Here is a 19383-nt window from a genome sequence, read left to right as displayed (position 1 = left end):
GCGCGTCCCCACCCCGTCAGCGCTGCCTGGCGGGGCGGATGATCATCTCGTTCACGTCCACCTCCGCCGGCCGGCCGAGCGCGTATGCGATGGCGTCGGCGATGGCCTCCGGCGGGATCGAAGCCGCCCGGTACGCGCGCATCGCCTCCTGCGCGCCCGGCTCGGTGATCGTGCCGGCCAGTTCCGACTCCACGACGCCCGGGGAGATCGTGGTGACCCGGATGCTCGGGTCGAGCTCCAGGCGCAGCCCCTCGGTGATCGCCCAGGCGGCGTACTTGGTGGCGCAGTAGACCGCGCCCGTCGGCACCACCTGGTGCGCGCCGATCGAGGCGACGGTGACGAAGTGGCCGGCGCCCTGCCGCCGGAAGTGGGGCAGGGCTGCGGCGATGCCGTACAGCAGGCCACGCACGTTCACGTCGATCATCCGCTCCCACTCGTCCACCAGCAGCGAGTCCAGCCGGGACAGCGGCATCACGCCCGCGTTGTTGACGATCGCGTCCACCCGGCCGTGCTGCTTCGCGGCCATGTCGACGAACATCGTGACGTCCTCGCGGTCCGTCACGTCGAGGCGGCTCACCTCGACGCTGCCGCCCTCGTTCCTGATGGCCTCGGCGACGGCGGCCAGCCGGTCCTCGCGGCGGGCGCCGATGACCAGGTGGTGGCCCTCGCGGGCGAGGCGCACGGCGGTGGCCTGCCCGATGCCGCTGCTGGCACCGGTGACCAGGACAATCTTCGTCATATCAGTGGGTTCCTCTGGTGGTAGGCGCTGAGCGCGTCGGGTTCTCCCCGCTCACGCCTTCGAGGCTAGGCGCGGAGGGTGGCCGGCAGGGCTGCTCAGAGTGGCCGCGCTGCTCCCACCCTCGCGGGTCAGCGAAGGCGTCCCGCTCCGGCCTTCGCCGTGATCGCGGTGCCGTCGAATGCGTTGCTCTCGGCGTAGACCTTGGAGCAAGCCCACGCAGTCGCATGAGGCGACCTCGCCGAGGGTGTGCGGCAATCGGTTGCATGAAACGCTGACTCAGCCTCCTCATCTCGTCAATGCTCTGCAGTAAAACTGAACCGGCCTGCAACAAGCGATTGCAGGATTTCGGGTGATCTTGACCGCTGGGGCACACCGCATCTACAGTCCGCCTGATATTTATCGGTGTTTCGCTGAAACTTTCATCGGGAGCATCGTGCGCACCCTTCGAGCCCTGGTGGCCGCCGCCCTGTTATGCCTCGCGCCCGCGGTCTCCGCGCACGCGGCGGCGGATCTCACATACGACTTCGAGAACGGCACCACCCAGGGATGGGGGCCGCGCGGTGGCGGTGTCTCCGTCACGGTGACGTCGGACGCCGCCCACGGGGGCACGAGCAGCCTGCTGACCACCGGCAGGACCGCCACGTGGCACGGCGCGTCGATCGCCGCGCCGTTCGTCAGGGGCGTCGGCTACACCGTGACCGCGTACGCGCGGCTGGTGAGCGGCCAGCCGGCCGGCACGATCGCGCTGACCGTCCAGCGCACCCCGGCCGGAGGCGACACCACGTACGAGCGGGTCGCGGCGGCCACCGTGACCGACGGCGGGTGGACACGGTTGTCGGGGAGTTACCTGTTCACCGCCGAGTCCGCCGACGTGCAGCTCTACGCCGAGAGCTCCGACGCCACCGGCCAGTTCTATCTGGACGACATCGTCGTCACCCCGCTGGGCGACCCCACGCGCGAGCCCGTCAGCAGCGACTTCGAGGACGGCACCGCGCAGGACTGGGCGCCCAGGGCCGCCGCCGTCCTCCAGCCGGGCGCGGAGGCCGCCCACGCGGGCAGCCGCTCGCTGGCCGTGACCGGCCGCTCGGCCTCCTGGGACGGCCCCGCCCTCAACGTGCTCGGCCGGATGGCCAAGGGCGACAAGTACGCCCTGTCGGTGTGGGTGCGGCTCGGCCCGGACGCCACGGCGGGCCGGCTCGGCCTGTCGATCGAACGCAGGACCGGGGGCACCCCCAGCTACGAGCGGGTCGTCGCGCCGAAGGACGTGCCGGTGGGGGAGTGGGTGCAGCTGTCCGGGACGTACACGCTCGCGTACGACGTCGAGTTCCTCAGCGTCTATGTCGAGTCCGACAGCGGCACGTTCCCCTTCTACCTGGACGACTTCTCCATGAAGTACATCCAGCCCAAGCCGATCCAGACCGACATCCCCGCGCTCAAGGACGAGGTGCCGTTCGTCATGGGCTCGGCGCTCACCAGACCTGACGCGCTCGGCGTGCACGGCGAGCTGCTGGCCAGGCACTTCAGCGGCGTCACCCCCGGCAACGAGCTCAAATGGGACGCCACCGAGCCCCGCGAGGGCGAGTTCACCTTCACCGACGGCGACTTCCTGGTGGACTTCGCCACCCGGCACGGCATGACGATCCGCGGCCACACGCTCGCCTGGCACAGCCAGACCCCCGACTGGGTCTTCCAGAACGCCGACAAGGAGACGCTGCTCAGGCGCCTGGAGACGCACGTGCGCACGCTCGTGACCAGGTACAAGGGCAAGATCGCGGCCTGGGACGTGGTCAACGAGGTCGTGGACGAGAACCAGCCCGACGGCCTGCGCCGCTCCAAGTGGTACGAGATCGCCGGGCTCGACTTCATCCGCACCGCTTTCCGCGTCGCCCACGAGGCCGACCCGGATGCGAAGCTCTTCATCAACGACTACAACACCGAGTTCCCGCGCAAGCGCGAGGCCCTGTACGCGCTGGTCAAGCGGCTCAAGGAGGAGGGGGTGCCGATCGACGGCGTGGGCCACCAGCTCCACCTGAACATCGAGCACCCGCCCGCCTCCTCCGTCGAGGCCACGATCGAGCGTTTCGCGACGCTGGGGGTGGACCAGCAGATCACCGAGCTGGACGTCAGCATTTATACGGACTTCGTCTCCTCGTACGACACGATCCCGCCCGAGCTGCTCGTCCAGCAGGGCCACCGCTACAAGGAGCTGTTCGACGTCTTCCGGCGGCAGGCCGCCAGCCTCAGCTCCGTGACCGTCTGGGGCGAGTCGGACGACGTGAGCTGGCTGCGGTCGTGGCCGATCCCGCGGCTGAACGCGCCGCTGCTGTTCGATGACGACCTGCAGGCCAAGCCCGCCTACTGGGGCGTCGTGGACCCGTCGCGGCTGGCCCCGACGGTCCACAGGCTGGAGGCGCCCGCCGGGACGCCCAAGGTGGACGGCAGGCGGGACCTGGAGTGGGACCTGCTGCCGGACTCGCCGATCGCGCGGGCAGGCGACGTGTCCGCCGGCTTCCAGGCGCGCTCGTCGGCCAAGGGGTTGTACGTGCTCGCCGAGGTCACCGACCCGACCGTCGGCAAGGGCGACCAGGTGACGTTCACCGTGGACGGCACCCCGTACGTGGTCAAACGGACCGGCGGCCCCAAGGCGGCGGTACGCCCGACCGCGACCGGGTACCGCATCGAGGCCCTGATCGGGACCGGTTATGCCGGACCCACGCCCCCGGCGACCAGTAGCGACGTGGAGGTCGCCGTACGCGACTCCGCCGGGGCGAGCACCTCCTGGACGGGGAAGGTGACCGCCACGCCCGCGGTCAAGCTCACCTCCGCCGCCCACCGCACGCCCGTCCTCGACGGCGTCGTGGACCGGGCCTGGTCGGCCGCGCCGGAGATCCGCACCGCGACCTGGATCCAGGGCACGTCCGGCGCCACCGCCAACGTGCGCTCGCTGTGGAGCGGGTCCACGCTGTACGTCCTGGCTCAGGTCGCCGATCCGACGCTGAGCGAGGAGTCCCCGAACCCGTGGGAGCAGGACTCCGTCGAGATCTTTGTGGACCCGGGCAACGGCAAGACCAAGGGCTACGAGGACGACGACGGCCAGTACCGGATCAGCTTCTCGGGCCGGATCACGGTCGGCGGGACGTTCGACGCGGGCGGAGTGAAGGATCACGTGAAGGCGGTGGCCAAGACGGTGCCCGGCGGATACGTCGTGGAGGCGGCCATCGACCTACCCACGATCACGCTCGCACCGGGAACGCTGCTGGGCTTCGACGCCCAGGTCAACGACGCCACGGGCCCCGCCCGTACCAGCGCGGTGACCTGGAACGACAACACCGGCCGCAGCTACCTGGACACCAGCCACTGGGGCGTGCTCCGCCTGGCCCAGGGGTAGGCGTCGCCCGTCTGGACGGTGGGCCCGCTGACACCCACCCCGCGCCAAAGGGCCTCGCTTCGCTCGGGCCGTCCTTCCCGGGGCGCGCCTCCGGCGCGACGACACGTCGAACCCGCCCGTTGACCAGCGAAGCGGTGGGCCATCTGATGCCCACCCCGGACCGGGTGCCTCCGGGGTCGTCGCACCCCTGACTCCGGCGACAGGTCGAGGACAGCCTGGGGGCAGGCCCATCTAGTTGAATGGCCAACACGGGGTCATGACGAAGATACGACACCGACATCGGCCCCGATATTCACGTCCAAGAAACCAGCGTTCAAAGGACGGCATGATGCGAAAGAATGCGTCGCAAATCGGGAAGAAGACGAGCGCTGTGCTTGGCATGGCAGTCGTGCTCGCAGGAGCGGCAACGGTTTCGGCCTACCCTGCGGTGGCGGATCAGTCCGCATCCGCCGCCGAAGCGTCCACCGCCATAATGGCGGGCTGTGGGGGCCTGCCGCCTGGTGGTTACTGGGTCTACGTGGGGAACTACCGTACGTGCGGCGCCTGCCTTGCCGCAGCTGCCGCTTACCCGAAGGCCTGGTGCGAACTCACTCCTCGCGACACGGCCAATCTGTATCGCTTCTGCACCGAGTGCAGGGCGCCTGGAACCGTGCCAACCAGCGCGTTCCGTACCGATCTTCGTCCTTCGGTCAAGTACGCGAGCACCTCCTCCGGTGGCTCACCTTTGTAGACCACCCACAGGCCGAGGTCGGCAGGCAGTGAGACTTCCGGTTCCACCGCTGCTCCACTGTCTGGTACTTTCGGCAAGGCGCTCTGTTCGGGGCGGTTGCCCGGTGTCCGGCCCGGGTCGCGGCTTCAGCCGAAAACTCTGGGAGCCCGGCCCCTTGGTTTCCATGGCCGCTCTCTATATATATCTATATGGCAAGTCGGCTCGCCACACTCATACTCCGCAACTGGGCCAAGGTCAGCAAGGAAAGTGATGACGCGAAAAGGAGCCACGTTATGGATACGGGGGATCGGCTGAGCTGAGAGGGTCGCTTCGCGGAGGGCGTCACGAAGACGTCTGATCGGATCGGCGGGTGAAGCGCTGAATCCGAGTGCGCCGGAGGTGCCGCCCAAGGAGCCGATGGAGATGTCGAAGGGTGCTATTTCTGCACACTCCCATGCGAAAGCCTGGAGCCATTCCGGTCGGTCGGTACGCAGACAAGCTTCCGATCGCCTCGCGTGCGCAGGACACCGTGTTTCCTGTACCCCGACTTCACGAGGCGCATGAGACGGCTGGGCGAGAGGTACTAACGGACGTCGGGCAACATGCGCCTCTTCCAGTCGAAGACCAGAACCTACGCCAGGTCGTAGCGCAAGCAGCGGTCTTGCAGGACTGGACCACCCGACAATTGTCGGTGCTGCGTAATACCTATCCGGCGTGGGACATCGACCGCGAACGCGACCTGTCCGGACAGCTGTGGTGGACGGCGCGACTACCCCGAAAACTCACCGTCGAAATGGTGACAGCCGGGGCCATGCAGACCGTCCGGCGACCAGACGCGATCGCGCTCGCATCCGCCCTGGCCTGGCAGTCATATCTCATCCACAACGGGGGCCGGACCTGGATCGGGCCGTAATCAGCCGCCCCTGACGCGCCTGTCACAAGTGCCGCAGGCGGCAGGTCGGATTGCAAGATCCCCAGGCGTGTCCGCGCTTGGGAAGCCGCCCCACGGTTCCAGGGCCGAACGAGAGGAGATCCGTGCCATGGATCTGTACGGGCATCAGCTTGGCGACGTGCCGTTCACCAAGCTGTGCGGGGGCAACCAACAGGAAGAGAACATGGAGTCCTGCGTCTTGGTCGCTCCCATTCCGGGCATCGACGACGCCTACGCCGTCCGTGACTCCAAGAACCCCGATGCCGGAACCCTGAGGTTCACCGGCGCCGAACTGCGCGCCGCCGGCGTGACCACTATCTAGCGAGGCCGAAGGTGCGGCCCCTGCCTGATCAAAGCAAGCAGGGGCCGCACTCAGCACCTTACGGGAGCACTCCACCATGCATTGGCACGCCTACCGGTGGACGGGCAACGGCGCAGACCGTAACAACGAGGCAGAGCGCCGCCCGTCGTCGCCCGACTTCCCCGCCTCTCTGCTACCGCCGATGCGGATCGGCGACTGGCTGGCCAAGCCCGCCTCCCGGGTCGCGGCCACGTTCGACGACGTACGGCAGGCCCGCGAGTGGCTGGCAGCCGAGTACCGCAAGGTACGCGACGTGCTGCTGCTGCCCGAGGGAATCCCCCTTGAGGATCGGCTGGAGTACGCGCTTGACGCGCTGCCGCGTGGCGTAGACGTCCAGTGGGGCGAGTGGTTGCAGGGTGCGCGGTTCGCCAGCATCGGCGTGGTCTGCTGCCCGAATCGCCACCTGCCCCATCCCTGCCCGATCCGGCGAAGCATCGGGGCCACCACGCCATGAACACGCACGCCGGGGCCCTCCTGGGTCACCCACGACCGCCTCGTGCACGCCCGGCCTTCAGTGGGTCCCGTACAACTCCCGGGGGACCTGAACGAGGGGCAGGGACTATGTCACCCGTGGAGCCGTCGAGTACGAGTACTGCATAGAGGGCGGCTCGTACCTGATTCGGCGGACAGAACTCCACGGCGACGGGAAACGCACAGTCATGGAAACCGGCCGTGGCAGGACGAGGCTCGCCGTACTCGACCTATGGAAGGTGATCGTTAGGGAGACGCCGGGCCAGGACGGCGTACTTGCGGACTTACCAGGAGGCGTCGAGCGCTCAAGCCGTTCCCGACCTCCGCTCTTGGCCCGACTACCATGTGACCGTGACCACGAGCCCCCGACATGTCCGTAAAGGGGCCGTCCCGAGCATCCGCGACGTCGCCGCCGCGGCCGGCGTCTCGCATCAGACCGTCTCGCGCGTGCTGAACGACTCACCCCGGGTGCGGCCCGACACCCGGGCCGCGGTGCTGGCCGCGATCGACCGGCTGGGGTTCCGCCCCAACCGGGCCGCCCGGACGCTCGGCCTCGGCCGGGCCAGCGGCGTCACCGTCGTGACCTCCAACACCATGCTGTACGGGTACGCCTCCACGCTCCAGGGCATCGAGGAGGCCGCCAGGACCGAGGGCGTGGCGCTGGGGATCAGGGTCGTCGAGTCGGCCGAGGTCCGGCAGACGGTCGACTACGTCAGCGATCCGAGCGCGGGCGGCCTGGTGGTGATCGCGTTCGACCCGCTGGGCACGGCGGTGGTGCAGGCGCTGCCGCCGCACATCCCGGCCGTGGTGGCCGCCGAGCCGGTCGCGCCCGACCTGGGGCGGGTGGCGATCGCGCTGGACGAGCGGCGGGCCGCCGCCGACGCCACCCAGCACCTGCTCGACCTGGGGCACCGTACGGTCCACCACGTGGCCATCCCGTCCGAGGGCCGGGCCGGCGGGCGGCACGCGGGGTGGCGCGACGCGCTGCGGCAGGCGGGGGCGGAGATCCCGTCGGTGCTGGGGTGCGGGTGGGACATCGAGTCGGCCTACGCGGCGGGGGAGCGGCTGGCACAGTCGCCCGGGGTGACGGCGATCCTGTGCGGCAACGACGACATCGCGCAGGGAGTGCGGCGGGCGCTCTACGACGCGGGCAAGGACGTTCCCGGGGACGTCAGCATCGTGGGCTTCGACGACATCCCGGGCTCGGCCTTCTGGACCCCGGCGCTGACGACCGTGCGCATGGACTTCGTGGGGCTGGGCCGGGCCTGCTTCCACGCGGCGCTCGCCGAGCTGAGCGGCCAGCCGCAACCGGACATCTCCCTGGTCCCACCCCGCCTGATCGTCCGCGAGTCCACCGCCCCTCCGCGGTAGTAGGCGGGCCAGGACGCACCTGCGTGGTGACCTGACCGGACCCCGCCACCGGCCAAAGGTCTTCGCCACGGAAGCGCTTCGTGCTCAGGCGTTCTTGTCGAGGCGACTTCGGTGTCCGATTGCGCGCCCCCGGCTATCGTCGGGGGCATCGTAAGTGCGCTGGCTATGGAAGGCCTCCTTGAGGCAGGCTCACTGGAGGTGTTCACCATGACCGGCGTTCATTTCGACAGCTACACCGAGGCCCGTGCGCATTTCGAAGCACTCTTGGACGCGGCCGAACGCGGCCGCGTGGCCACAGTTCGTCGCGAGTCGGCCACGACCGCCCTCGTGGATGTCGCCAGATTGCGTCGCTGTCTCGCCGCCGTCACCCCGTCTCACGCACAAGCGGTTCCCGAGGACGGCGGCTGGTCGATCTTCATTCCCGGGCTGCCGATCGCAGCCGACGGCCGGACCTTCGACGAGGTCGTCGCGGAGATGGTCGACGCGCTGCGCGACTACGCCGAAGACTGGCAGGACCACCTGCTCGATGCCCCTAACCACCGCGAGAACATGGGGCTGGTGCAGTTGATCAGCCTCAGCGATGACGATCAGCTGCGTGAATGGCTGGTGGGGAAGGCGCGGTGACCTGGCCTCAGCCCATACGCGAGGACCACGATCGGTTCTGCCACATCGAAGGCCGGCGTCCGGTACGGGAGCGAACGGGCATCCATCGACGCAGGTCCCAAGCGAATGAACCGAAGCCCTTCTCAGGGTGAGCGACGGGTGCCCGAGTCCTCGCGTGCCCCGCCACCTGCCGCCAAACCGCGCCCACCAGGAACGGTCACACCCGCCCGACGCAAGCTCAGGATCGCGCCAGGCTCGATGCGCAGGCGCGGTTCGCCGGCCGCCCGCATGGATGACGGGATCGGCCTCTCCCGGCCGGTCCACGAACTTCGCCTTTGCGCCTCGGTCAACGACGGCACCGAAGGCGTTCCGGTCCGGGGCGGGGTCCAGCAGGGCTACCACCCAGACGGGAGGGTGAGCCCCTGCCCACCTACGGCTTTCCGCGTGGGGTTCGGGTGGGTGGGCGGACGGAGTTGCGGACCACGATGTGGGTGCCGAGGACGACGTGCTGGCGTTCGTCCCGGTTGAGCGCGAGCCGCACCGCCGTACGTCCCAGCTCTTCCGTCGGGATGTGCACGGTCGTGAGGCCGGGCTCCAGGTCGGCGGCGAACGGGATGTCGTCGTAACCGGCCAGCGACACGTCATCCGGAACCCGGAGTCCGGCCTCGCGCAGCGCGGCGAGCACGCCGATGGCCACCATGTCGGTGGCCGCGAACACGGCGGTGAAGCGCGCCCCGAGCGCGATCAGCCGGCGCGTGCCCTCGTAGCCGTCGCCCCGGCCGAACCCTCCCGGGATGACCAGGTCAGGGTCGTACGGCACTCCGAAGGACTCGTGCGCCCGCACGAACCCGCGCTCCCGGTCGACCTTGGTGGTGCTGCGATCGGTGGGCGACGAGGCGCCGAGCAGGGCGATGCGCCGGTGGCCCTGTGACAGCAGGTGGCTGGTCATGGCGTAGGCGCCGCCCTCGTTGTCGTACTCGACGACGGTCGTGGGCACGTCGTCCCCGAGCGGCGGCCGCCCGCACAGCACCAGCCGGGAGCCCGCCTTGTCCAGGGCGTGGGCGAAGTGGGACATGCGCTCCCGGTACGTGTCGTCCAGCGAACCGCCCCCCACCAGGATCACCGCGTCGGCCCGCTGCGCGCGCATCGCCTCCACGACGGCCAGCTCCCTGGCCGGGTCGCCATGGGTGGTGCACACCATGCACAGCCGCCCCTCGGCGGTGGCCTGCTGCTCGACGCCCTTGGCCACGTACGCGAAGGACGGCCCGGTGACGTCGTCCAGCACGAACGCCACCATCTTCGTGCTCGCCCCGGACAGGGCGCGGGCGTGCACGTTGAGCACGTAGTCGAGGTCGCGCATCGCCCGCAGCACACGCGTCCTGGTGGCCTGGGCGACCGGGTAGTCGCCCTTGATCACCCTGGAGACCGTGGTCGCCGAGACGCCGGCCCGGGCGGCCACGTCGCGGATGGTGACACGCTCGTCGTCGGTGAGCACCCCTTTTGTGCTTACTTTTCGCGACAAGGTCGGCCCTTCACGGTTTTCGGCAGGTGGAGTGGGCATGGGAGATTGCGCCATCGCACTGAAGTCTATGGCCAGGGAGATCCACGGGCGCAAGACGCGATCTCCGTGACTCCGGCGGCATCACCCCGTCTGGCAGGGCGGGCCGTACGGGAAGCCGGGCACGTACTGGGTCCACTCGCTCCGGGTGATCGCCATGCCGGACACCTCGCAGACGTGCTGCCGGGCCCGCTCCACGTCCAGGCTCCAGAGCTGCGCCGTCCCGTTGCCCGACACGCTGGCCAGCACGTTCCCGTCCGGCGTGAACGCCACGCCGTTGACCCAGTCGGACCCGGCGAGCACCGCCCACGTGGCCGGCCTGGCCCGGTCGGCGAGGTTCCAGATCCGGATGGTGCCGTCGCGCGCCCCCGTGGCCAGCCGGCGCCCGTCGGCGGTGAAGGACACGCTGGTCACGGCCCCCGTGTGCCCCAGCAGGACCGCCACCTGCGCCGGTCGCCCGGGACGGGACAGGTCCCAGAGCCGGGCCGTCCCGTCGGAGCCCGCCGAGGCCAGCGTCCTGCCGTCCCTGCTGTACGTCAGGCCCAGCACGCTGTTGGTGTGCGCGGAGTAGTTGGCCAGCAGGCGCGGCGCGGCGGGCTTGGAGACGTCCCAGAGCCGGATGGCCCCGGTCCCCGAGCCGATGGCGAGCACGCGCCCGTCGGGGCTGAACATGGAGGCGTTCAGCCAGTTGTCGGCGTCGCCGGGCGAGGAGACCAGCTTGGGCGCCCGGGGGTCGGCCAGGTCCCACAGGTACGTTCGGCCGTCCCGCGACGTCGTCACCACCGTCCGCCCGTCTGGGCTGAAGGCCGCCGACTCCACGGCGTTCACGTGCTTCTTGAGCGTCGCCACGAGCTTCGGGGCGGCCGGCCGGGAGACGTCCCACAGCTTGGCCGTCTGGTCGGCGGCGCCGCTGGCGAGGAGGCGGCCGTCCGCGCTGAACCGCACCGAATAGACCACGCCGGTGTGACCGGACAGCGTGGACAGCGGCCTGGCCAGGCCAGGGTCGGAGAGGTCCCAGAGCTTGACGGTCTTGTCGCCGGAGGCCGTGGCCAGGACGCGGCCGTCCGGGGAGATCGAGAGCGCGTTGACGGGGCCGGTGTGCTCGTCGAGGCGCGCGCGGTAGGAGACGCGGGCAGGGTCGGAGACGTTCCACAGCCTGGCCATGCTGTCCGCCGACGACGTGGCCAGCGTGCGGCCGTCGGGGCTGAACGCGGCCGCGGTCACCGTGTTCGCGAACCCGGTCAGGGCGGCCGTGCGCCGCGGCGCGGCCGGGGTCGAGACGTCCCACAGGGTGACGGAGGCGTCGGTGGCGGCGCCGGCCAGCAGGTTGCCGTCGGGGCTGAACGTGACGTCGTACACGAAGTATCCGCGTCCCTGCGCGGTGCCGACGCGCTTGGCCGCGGTGACGTCCCAGAGGTAGATCGTGCCGGTGGTGGAGGCGGTGGCGAGGTGGCGGCCGCGGGGGTCGAAGGTCACGCTCCAGGTGCCGCCTTTGTCCGGCGCGTTCAGCACCGTCGGGCTGCCGGGGCGCGCCGGATCGAGCACGTCCCAGATCATGGTGCTCCCGTCGCCCGCCCCGGCGGCCAGCAGCCGCCCGTCGGGGCTGAAGGCCACGTCGTCGAGCACGTACTTCTGCCGCAGGAGGGCGATCTGAGCCGGTCGGCGGGGGTCGGCGATGTTCCACAGCCGGGTCGTGCCGTCGTGGGAGACGGTGGCCAGGAAGCCGCCCTTGGGGCTGAACGCGACCGAGCTCACCTTGTTCGTGTGGCCGTTGAGCGTGGCCAGGGCGCGTGGCCTGGCCGGGTCGGAGAGGTCCCAGAGCCGGGCGGTCCGGTCCACGGACGCGGTCGCGAGCACGCGCCCGTCCGGGCTGAACACCGCCCTCACCAGGCTCGCGGTGTGGCCCCTGAGCTCGCTCACGGCCTTGGGGCGGGCGATGTCGGAGACGTTCCAGAGCCGGGCGGTGGCGTCGCTGGAGGCGGTGGCGATCATGCGGCCGTCAGGGCGGTAGGACACCCACTCGACCGGCCCCCGGTGCCCGATCAGGCGGGCGCCGACCGGGTGCGCGAGGGTGCCGAGCAGCGCGCCGCGGGATTCCGGGGTGTCGGCGATGCGGTAGGAGACCAGGGAGAGCTGGGCCCCGAGCGAGGCGTCGGCGGCGCCGTTGGCGGAGTCGGAGACCTGCGTGGCGACGGCCTGGTCACGTTGCCTGGTCACCTCGCCGGTCTGCCGCAGGGCCAGGACGCCGGCCGTCACGGCGGCGACGAGGAGGACCGTGAGGGCGGCGATCACCTGACGGACGACCCAGGTCCGCCGCCTGCGCCGCCGCAGCGCCGCGTCGAGGAACTCCCGTTCGGTCGCCGAGAGCCCGCCGCCCCAACCGCTCTCTCCGGCCTCCTGCGCCGCCGCCAGGCGGCTGTCCGCGTACAGGTACGCCGGGTCCTTGCCGTGCCGCTGCCACGTATCCGCGTCCTCGGCCAGGCGCTGGCGGACCAGCAGGCCGACCCGGTTGGCGTCGATCCAGTTCCGGAGCCTGGGCCAGGCGCGGATGAGGGCCTCGTGGGCGATCTCGGCCTCGTCCTCGTTCACCGTGAGGAGCCGCGCGCGCACGAACTCGTCCAGGACCTGCCGCGGGACGCCCTCGGGAGCCAGGTCGGCCAGGGCCACCCGCCTCCTCGTGTCGTCGGTCTGCTCGTCGAGGTGCACCAGCCGTACCAGGAGGTCCCGCGCGATCGGCTGCACGTCCGCGCCGAGCCGCCGCAGGGTCTCCTCGGCGCTCGTCGCCAGCGCCCGCGCGATGCCGCCCGAGGCCCGGTACGCGGCCATCGTCAGCGTCCCCCGCGTACGGCGCTGCCAGGTGGCCAGCAGCGCGTGGGAGAGCAGCGGCAGCACGCCGCCCGAGTGCTCCACGCCACCGGCCCCGACGTCTTCGAGCAGCAGGTCGGTGAGCCCCGGCTCCAGCGAGAGCCCCGCCCGCGCGGCCGGGCCCTCGATCGCCGCGCGCAGCTGCGTCACGGTCATGGGCCCGACGATCGCGGGCCGCTGCATCGCCTCCAGCAGCCCCGGGTACGACGCGCAGTGCCCGAAGAAGTCGGCCCGGACGGAGACCACCACGGCCGCCGACCTGGAGAGCTCCACCAGCTCCTCGATGAAGCGCCGCCTGACCCGCTCATCGGGACAGGTGGTGAAGACCTCCTCGAACTGGTCCACCACCAGCAGCAGTCGCCGGGCCCCCGGGGCCAGCCTGCGGGCCGGCTCCGCCGGCGGATCGGCCCCCGGGGCCAGCACGACGCACGACAGCTCCTCCGCCACCTCGTGCCGCAGCGCCGGGATCAGCCCGGCCCGCAGCACCGACGACTTCCCCGCCCCCGATGGGCCGGTCACGATCAGCGGGCTCCCGCTCCTGAACGTCTCCCGCACCCTGGCCACCAGCGTTCTGGTCAGGTCCTGCCGCCCGAAGAACACCTCCGCGTCCTCGGTCCCGTACACGGCCAGTCCCCGGTACGGGCTGACCTCGTCACCGGCCTCCGCGACCGGCGGGACCGGCAGGGAGCGCGGGGCCACGTAGGCCGGGTTGGGCGCGAACGCGCGGCGGTCGCCCAGGTCGGTGGCCTGGCGGCGGGGCCGGGGGAAACCGGCGTCGGGGAGCCTGCGGGCGAGGCTGTGATAGACGTGGTCCAGCGTGAACACCGAGGGCCCCGCCGGGTCGCCCTCCCGCAGCAGCCTCATGAGCGCGCCGCTGAAGGCCGTGTGCCGGACGCCGGGCAGCGCCCACGAGTTCTCCTCCCTGCTCGACGACGTGAGCAGGTACGCGCCCTGCCACATCGAGTCGAACACCCGCTCCACCGCCTGCGAGGACGCCCCGTGGGCACGGCCGGCGAAGCAGCAGTCGAGGACCACGACGACGAGCTCGGCCCGCGAAGCGGACAGGATCCGGCGCACGATGCCGTACGGCAGCGCCTGGTAGCCGGGGACCCCTTGGGTGAGGTCCACGGTGGCGCGGGTGGCCAGGTGCAGCTCGTTGTCCGGGCTGACCAGGCCGTGGCCGACGTAGTAGAACATCAGGACCGACGTCGCCTCCCGGGCCAGCCGGTCCAGCGCCAGCCCCAGCTCGGCGGGGGTCCCCGGGTCGAGCCGCACGGTCAGGTGGGCGGGCGCCAGCCCGCCGCGCTCGACCAGGCACCGTCCGACGTCCGCGACCGTCGCCGGCACGGCGGGCACCTCGGGCAGCCGCGACTCGGGCAGATGCCGCCCCGTTCCCGCCACCAGCACGCGGGCGCCCTCGGACGACAACAGCAGGGGTGGACCGTTCCAGTGCGGGCGCGGTCGCTCGATCGTCGCAGAATCGTCCTCGGTCATCCGGCGCTCCACGGCGTGGAAGGTCGATGGGCGGCACGTGCTGAGAGGCGCCACCCCGAGTGCGCCTCGTAATCCCCCGACAACTCCCGGTTGCTAGGGTACGCACCTTTCCCGCCCGCCGTCGAGATCCTTGCCGGGTCGGGGATCACCAGTTGGCGGGCAGCCCCGGCGTCGTGGCGGGGAGCGCGTGGCCCGGCGGGTGGATGATGTACGCGACGCCGCCGCTGCTGGAGCTCCGCAGCCACACGTTCTCGAACGCCGCCCGGGGATAGACGTGCCGCACGGCGGCGTTGCCGGACGACGCCGGATCGTTGGCGATCACGTCGCCCGTCGAGGTGAAGCCCACGATCGCCATGAGGTGCCCGTTGGTGCCGTACCCGGCGCCGGGCAGCTCGCCCTTCTTGAACGACTGCGACGTGATGACCGGGATGCCCGCCTTGGTCAGCAACTCCAGCTCGGTCAGCGACCGCAGCCGCGTCACGAACCCGTCCATCCCGTACCGTCCGGCGTAGGCGGTGTTGAACGGCCAGTTGCCGGCGCCCCGGTAGGCGTGGTCGTAGGTGTAGCGGGCGGCGTAGTCGACCTCGGGGTTGGGGTCGGAGGGGTCGACCCAGGAGGTGTCCTGCGCGCTCGGCCACCTGTCCCAGTAGCCGAGGACCATGGCGGTCGAGGTCGGGCTGCACCAGGCCTCGCCGCCGCCGTCCCATTCGGGGTAGTGGCCCTGGTGGACGTTCTGGGAGCGGCGCGGCACGTCGAGCTCCATGCCCCAGGCGCCGCCGCCCGGGCTGACCGGCACGGTCTTGCGCTCGGGCACGTTGGAGGCCATGACGCCGGACGTGCGCACGCGCGGCGTGACCGCGGAGCCGGGTGCGCGGTAGAGGGTCAGGCGCAGCTGGTAGGCGCTGATCGGCTTGCCCGCCGCCGCGACCAGCGTGTCGGTCGCGACGCTCGCGTCGGCGTCCCCCTGTCCCGGCACGGAGGTGCGGCGGATGTCGCCTTCCGCGTACGCCCAGCGGCCGAGCGAGAACCACTTGGTCAGCCCCTCGGCGTTCCTGGCCCGCGCCTCGACCTGCATCCAGCTGCCCGGGGGGACGTCGGCGGTCCAGGACGCGATCAGCTGGGTGGCCTCGAACCCGATGGCCTGCTCGGGGCCGGTCCAGCGGGCGTACTCCCAGGTCCTGGTGCCGAGCGCGTCGGTGTAGGAGACGGTCCCGGCGGCCGTGCCGAACGACAGGCCGCCGCCGGCCGTCGTGCCCTCGTACGTGCCGGTGGCGAAGTCGGCCCGCTGGAAGACGACGTCGGAGGTGAGGGCGAGCGGTTTCGCCCCGGCGGGGGCCGAGAGCGTCGTGGCCAGGATGAGACCGGACAGGAACACGGTCAGCGCGCGCATGAACCCCACCTTCTGGCACAACCACTGTGTGAAGCATCCGGAAATCTACGTATCAACTCCCGCTGCGCAAGTTTCATGAGTAACGAAAGGTTTCGGTAAGAGTTCTCCCACGTTATGGCAGGTAATTACAGATCATGGGAATCTCTGGTGCCGAAACTTTTCTATGATTTATTGACATATTTCGGACATTTCTTCAGACTGGCAGTCACCCCCTCGGTGATGGACGTGTGTGGTGCGGTGAGCTCCGGGTGCCCGCCGCACCACACACCTTCCCGAACGAGATCTGGCGGGCGGACCGGTCTGACGGTGGGAACCTGGGACGTATGCGCAAATACGTGATCCTGGGCGTCCAGGGCAGCGGCAAGGGCACCCAGAGCACCCTGCTCGCCGACGACCTCGACCTCGTGCACATCAGCGTCGGCGACATCTTCCGCTGGCACGTCAAGCACCACACCAAGCTCGGCGCCCAGGTCCGCCGCCTGGTCGCGGCCGGCGAACTGGTCGGGGACGACCTGGTGGAGGCCGTGGTCAGGGAACGGCTCCAGCAGCACGACTGGAACTACGGCTTCGTCATCGACGGCTTCCCCCGCAACCGCCGCCAGGCGGAGTTCTTCCTGGAGAGCTACGACATCGACGGCGTGATCCACCTGGACCTCCCGGACGAGGAGGTCCGCCGCCGCGTCCTGGCCCGCCGCCTGTGCTCGCGGTGCGGCATGGACTACAACCTGATCGCCCACCGCCCGTCGGAGGAGGGCCGGTGCGACGTGTGCGGCGGCGAACTGGTCACCCGCGCGGACGACACCCCGGACGCCCTGGCCAGACGCCTGCGCGACTATCACAGCAAGATCGACCCGGTGGTGGAGCTCTTCCGGCGCAAGGAGTACGTGATGACCATCGACGCCCGCGCCGACAAGACGACGGTCCAGCAGACCATCCGCACCCGCTTCAACCTCCCGCCCTACACCCCCCATCTTTGACGCACCTCATGACGAGGAACACGGGGAACCGCGCCGCGTCCGGTCGCTTCGCGGCCCATTCGGGAGCCGGCTCGGGCTCGGCGAGTTCGTCCATCCACAGACCGTGGCGGCGGAAGGTGTTGACGTACGTCGAGAGCGTGCGGTGGTTGGCGCCCACCTGGCGGCGTAGCGCCGAAAGCTCCCCGTCGGCGCGCCACCAGCCCTCGGCGTGGTAACCCGCGCCCCCCGGCCACGAGCCGGACACGCCCTGGCCGCCGGGAAAGCACGGATGCAGGATCGAGCAGGCGAAGGCACCGCCGGGGCGCAACGCGCGGGCGGCGGTCGCGACCGCGCCTTCGAGGTCGTCCATGTCGGAGAGGCCGAAGTTGCAGACCACCGCGTCGAACGGGGGAAGGTCGCGCAGCTCCCCGAGGTCGGACCGGGCGGCGTCCGCGTGGAGGTAACGGATGCCCAGCGGCGCGGCTCGCTCGGCGGCTCTCGCCTTCGCGACCAGAGCCTGTGAGACGTCCACGCCCACGACGGCGGCGCCGCGTCGGGCGAGCTCGCGGCTGACGCGGCCGTGGCCGCAGGCGAGCTCCAGCACCCGCGAGCCCGCGACCGGCCCCAGCAGGTCGAGCAGGCGTAAGGAGGCCGGGTCGTCGAGCACGTCGGCCCAGCCGGTGGCGTAGAAGTCGGCGATCTCGTCGTAGCGCGCGGCACCGGGCATGTCCATGACGCTACGCCTCCTCGATCCGCGTAGGGGCGGGTGTTCGTCGAGCGCGGAACGCCTTCCGCGTGGCCGGGCAAAGGGTTGGCCACGGCGGCGCATGGTTCCGGTCGGGCCGCCCCGGGGGCGGGGCCGGTGAGAGGAGGATCATCCCTGGTCAAGCGGCACGGCGCGGGAGGACGGACATGGGCATGCCCGGGATCGCGGCGGTCATCGCGCTCGTCGCCTTGGGCGGGTGGACCGGAGCGTACGGGTCCGCCTCGCCCCCGGCGACCGGCGCCGTTGCGGCCGCGTCCCGCGCGCCCCGGAACCCGGACCTGCGGATCACCGGGACCGTCAGCCCGGAGCCGATGGTCATCGGCGGGGAGTCGGTCTACTCGGTGACCGTCACGAACACCGGAGGCCGGCCCGCCGAGGACGTGACGGTCATCGACACGCTCGACCGGAACGCGATCCCGGGGCCGGTCCCCGACGACTGCTCCCTCATCAGGCACGGCGGCGCCATCGCCTGCGGCGGACCGGGGCTGACGCTCCCCGCGGGGCAGAGCGTGAGCTACGAGATCCCGGTCACGATCGACCCGGGGCTCCCGGAGGGCGCGCACGTCCTCAACCGCGTCGAGGTCTCCGCCTGGGGGATGGGCGGCGGCTCGACCCGGATGATCAGCCCGACCCGGGCGCTGGTCCGGGGCCGTCCAGGGGCCGTGGGTCCGGACAGCGGCGCGGTCGACGACTGCGTGCCCGCCAACAAGGGCGGTTCGGAGGACGCGCCGGTGGAGGGCCCCGGGGGCGACTGCGCCTCCGCCGTACCCGAGCCGGTCCCGGCTCCCCGGCCGACGCCGAGCCCCGACACCCCGAAGGATCCGGACCCCGGGCCCACGGCCGATCCGGTGCCGTCGGCCACGGCGGAGGCGGGCCCGGCTCCGGGCCCCACGGCGGGCGACGACGCCGGGCCTCCGCAGCCCGTCCCCGGCGAGGGCTACGTTCCGCCGCTGCCCGGCCAGGATGCGCTCCCGCCCGGCGCCGACCAGGGCGCGCTCCTGCCCAGCCCCGGTCAGCCGGCTTCCGGCGGGAAGGCCCGGCCCGGCGAGGTGCCGTACCCGGAAGGGCTCCACGAGGGCGGATACCAGGTGGGGGTCCCCGGGGGACCCGCCCGCCGCGAGCCCCGGCCGGCGTCCGGCGGCGAGACGCCGGAGCCGGCGGGCGACGACCTGCCCCTGGCCGGCGTGTCGGGCTGGCTGCTCGGCCTGGGCCTGTCCGTGCTCCTGGCGATCAGCCTGCTCGTACGGCACTTCTCCCGCCGCGAACAAACCCAGGAGAAGGCCCCCCGCGTCCCGGCCGGCAAGGGGCGGTGAGGTTCAGCGAGTGCGGGAGGACAGCGCGTCGCGGGTCCACGAGCCGAGCACCAGCAGCGTCTTGGTCCCGGTCACGTCGCCCGCCCGCCGGAGCCGGTCGATGACCTGCTGCAGATGCCCGAGATCGCGTACCCGTACGTGGATCAGGGCGTCGGGGTCGCCCGCGATCGTGAACACCGCCTGCACCTCGGGCACGTCCGTGGCGGTGCGGACGATCTCGCTCACGGGAGTCGTGCCCGGATAACGTAGCTCCGTGAACGCCTCGATGCCCCACCCCAGCTTGGCGTAGTCGATCTGCACCGTGAACCCCGTGATCACCCCGAGCTCCCTGAGCCGGTCGACCCGCCGCTTCACCGCCGCGACCGACAGCCCCACCAGCTCGGCCATCTCCGAGAACGTCCTGCGCCCGTCCTCTCGCAGCAGCCGCAGGATGCGATGATCGATGTCGTCCACATCAGGCATGCGAGA

14 protein-coding genes are annotated in these 19383 nt (G+C 71.2%); 8 read left to right on the top strand and 6 right to left on the bottom strand.

Going from position 1 to position 19383, the window contains the following annotated elements; all coding sequences use genetic code 11:
• Nucleotides 1-16: 16 nt before the first annotated feature.
• Nucleotides 17-739 carry an SDR family oxidoreductase gene (locus ACIBQ1_RS05740; protein ID WP_397274823.1) on the bottom strand — a complete coding sequence of 241 codons (723 nt, stop codon included), beginning with the start codon at nt 737-739 and terminating at the stop codon, nt 17-19.
• Between the two features lie 433 nt (nt 740-1172).
• Here ACIBQ1_RS05740 and ACIBQ1_RS05735 point away from each other — a divergent pair, with 433 nt between their 5' ends.
• The 6 genes from ACIBQ1_RS05735 (at nt 1173) to ACIBQ1_RS05710 (ending at nt 8594) form a co-directional block, all read left to right on the top strand.
• A complete protein-coding gene (locus tag ACIBQ1_RS05735; protein WP_397274822.1) occupies nt 1173-4127 on the top strand; it encodes an endo-1,4-beta-xylanase in 2955 nt (984 codons plus the stop codon).
• 1370 nt (nt 4128-5497) lie between these two features.
• A complete protein-coding gene (locus ACIBQ1_RS05730) occupies nt 5498-5749 on the top strand; it encodes a hypothetical protein (RefSeq protein WP_397274821.1) in 252 nt (83 codons plus the stop codon).
• Between the two features lie 127 nt (nt 5750-5876).
• The gene (locus ACIBQ1_RS05725; protein ID WP_397274820.1) at nt 5877-6089 is read left to right on the top strand and encodes a DUF397 domain-containing protein; all 213 of its coding nucleotides are present in this window, start codon (nt 5877-5879) and stop codon (nt 6087-6089) included.
• A 76-nt stretch (nt 6090-6165) separates the two neighbouring features.
• Entirely contained in the window at nt 6166-6582 is a 417-nt protein-coding gene (locus ACIBQ1_RS05720) for a hypothetical protein (protein ID WP_397274819.1), read from the top strand.
• Between the two features lie 368 nt (nt 6583-6950).
• Nucleotides 6951-7970 carry a LacI family DNA-binding transcriptional regulator gene (locus ACIBQ1_RS05715; protein WP_397274818.1) on the top strand — a complete coding sequence of 340 codons (1020 nt, stop codon included), beginning with the start codon at nt 6951-6953 and terminating at the stop codon, nt 7968-7970.
• Nucleotides 7971-8177: 207 nt separating this feature from the next.
• Entirely contained in the window at nt 8178-8594 is a 417-nt protein-coding gene (locus tag ACIBQ1_RS05710; protein ID WP_397274817.1) for a prevent-host-death protein, read from the top strand.
• 409 nt (nt 8595-9003) lie between these two features.
• Here the strand turns inward: ACIBQ1_RS05710 and ACIBQ1_RS05705 are convergent, their stop codons facing one another.
• From ACIBQ1_RS05705 to ACIBQ1_RS05695, 3 genes are all read right to left on the bottom strand, one after another.
• Entirely contained in the window at nt 9004-10068 is a 1065-nt protein-coding gene (locus tag ACIBQ1_RS05705) for a LacI family DNA-binding transcriptional regulator (RefSeq protein ID WP_397274816.1), read from the bottom strand.
• Nucleotides 10069-10215: 147 nt separating this feature from the next.
• Complete coding sequence (locus tag ACIBQ1_RS05700; protein ID WP_397274815.1) at nt 10216-14490, bottom strand: hypothetical protein; 4275 nt, start codon at nt 14488-14490, stop codon at nt 10216-10218.
• Nucleotides 14491-14635: 145 nt separating this feature from the next.
• Nucleotides 14636-15880, bottom strand: a complete 1245-nt coding sequence (locus tag ACIBQ1_RS05695; RefSeq protein WP_397274814.1) for a C39 family peptidase — start codon at nt 15878-15880, stop codon at nt 14636-14638.
• A 323-nt stretch (nt 15881-16203) separates the two neighbouring features.
• Here ACIBQ1_RS05695 and ACIBQ1_RS05690 point away from each other — a divergent pair, with 323 nt between their 5' ends.
• Nucleotides 16204-16857: an adenylate kinase family protein gene (locus ACIBQ1_RS05690; protein WP_397274813.1), complete on the top strand. Its 654-nt coding sequence runs from the start codon at nt 16204-16206 to the stop codon at nt 16855-16857.
• Here the strand turns inward: ACIBQ1_RS05690 and ACIBQ1_RS05685 are convergent.
• Nucleotides 16826-17569, bottom strand: a complete 744-nt coding sequence (locus tag ACIBQ1_RS05685) for a class I SAM-dependent methyltransferase (protein WP_397274812.1) — start codon at nt 17567-17569, stop codon at nt 16826-16828. The two genes, ACIBQ1_RS05690 and ACIBQ1_RS05685, sit on opposite strands and share 32 nt — an antisense overlap.
• 179 nt (nt 17570-17748) lie before the next feature.
• On the opposite strand from ACIBQ1_RS05685, the gene ACIBQ1_RS05680 reads away from it, so the two are divergent.
• The gene (locus ACIBQ1_RS05680) at nt 17749-18915 is read left to right on the top strand and encodes a hypothetical protein (RefSeq protein ID WP_397274811.1); all 1167 of its coding nucleotides are present in this window, start codon (nt 17749-17751) and stop codon (nt 18913-18915) included.
• Nucleotides 18916-18918: 3 nt separating this feature from the next.
• On the opposite strand, the gene ACIBQ1_RS05675 is transcribed toward ACIBQ1_RS05680, so the two are convergent.
• Nucleotides 18919-19377 carry an Lrp/AsnC family transcriptional regulator gene (locus tag ACIBQ1_RS05675; protein ID WP_397274810.1) on the bottom strand — a complete coding sequence of 153 codons (459 nt, stop codon included), beginning with the start codon at nt 19375-19377 and terminating at the stop codon, nt 18919-18921.
• Nucleotides 19378-19383 lie beyond the last annotated feature (6 nt).

This window comes from Nonomuraea sp. NPDC050153 (assembly GCF_044460125.1).
GTDB lineage: Bacteria > Actinomycetota > Actinomycetes > Streptosporangiales > Streptosporangiaceae > Nonomuraea.
The sequence above is the reverse complement of the archived record's forward strand: the minus strand, read 5'-3'. Positions and strand labels throughout refer to the sequence as shown.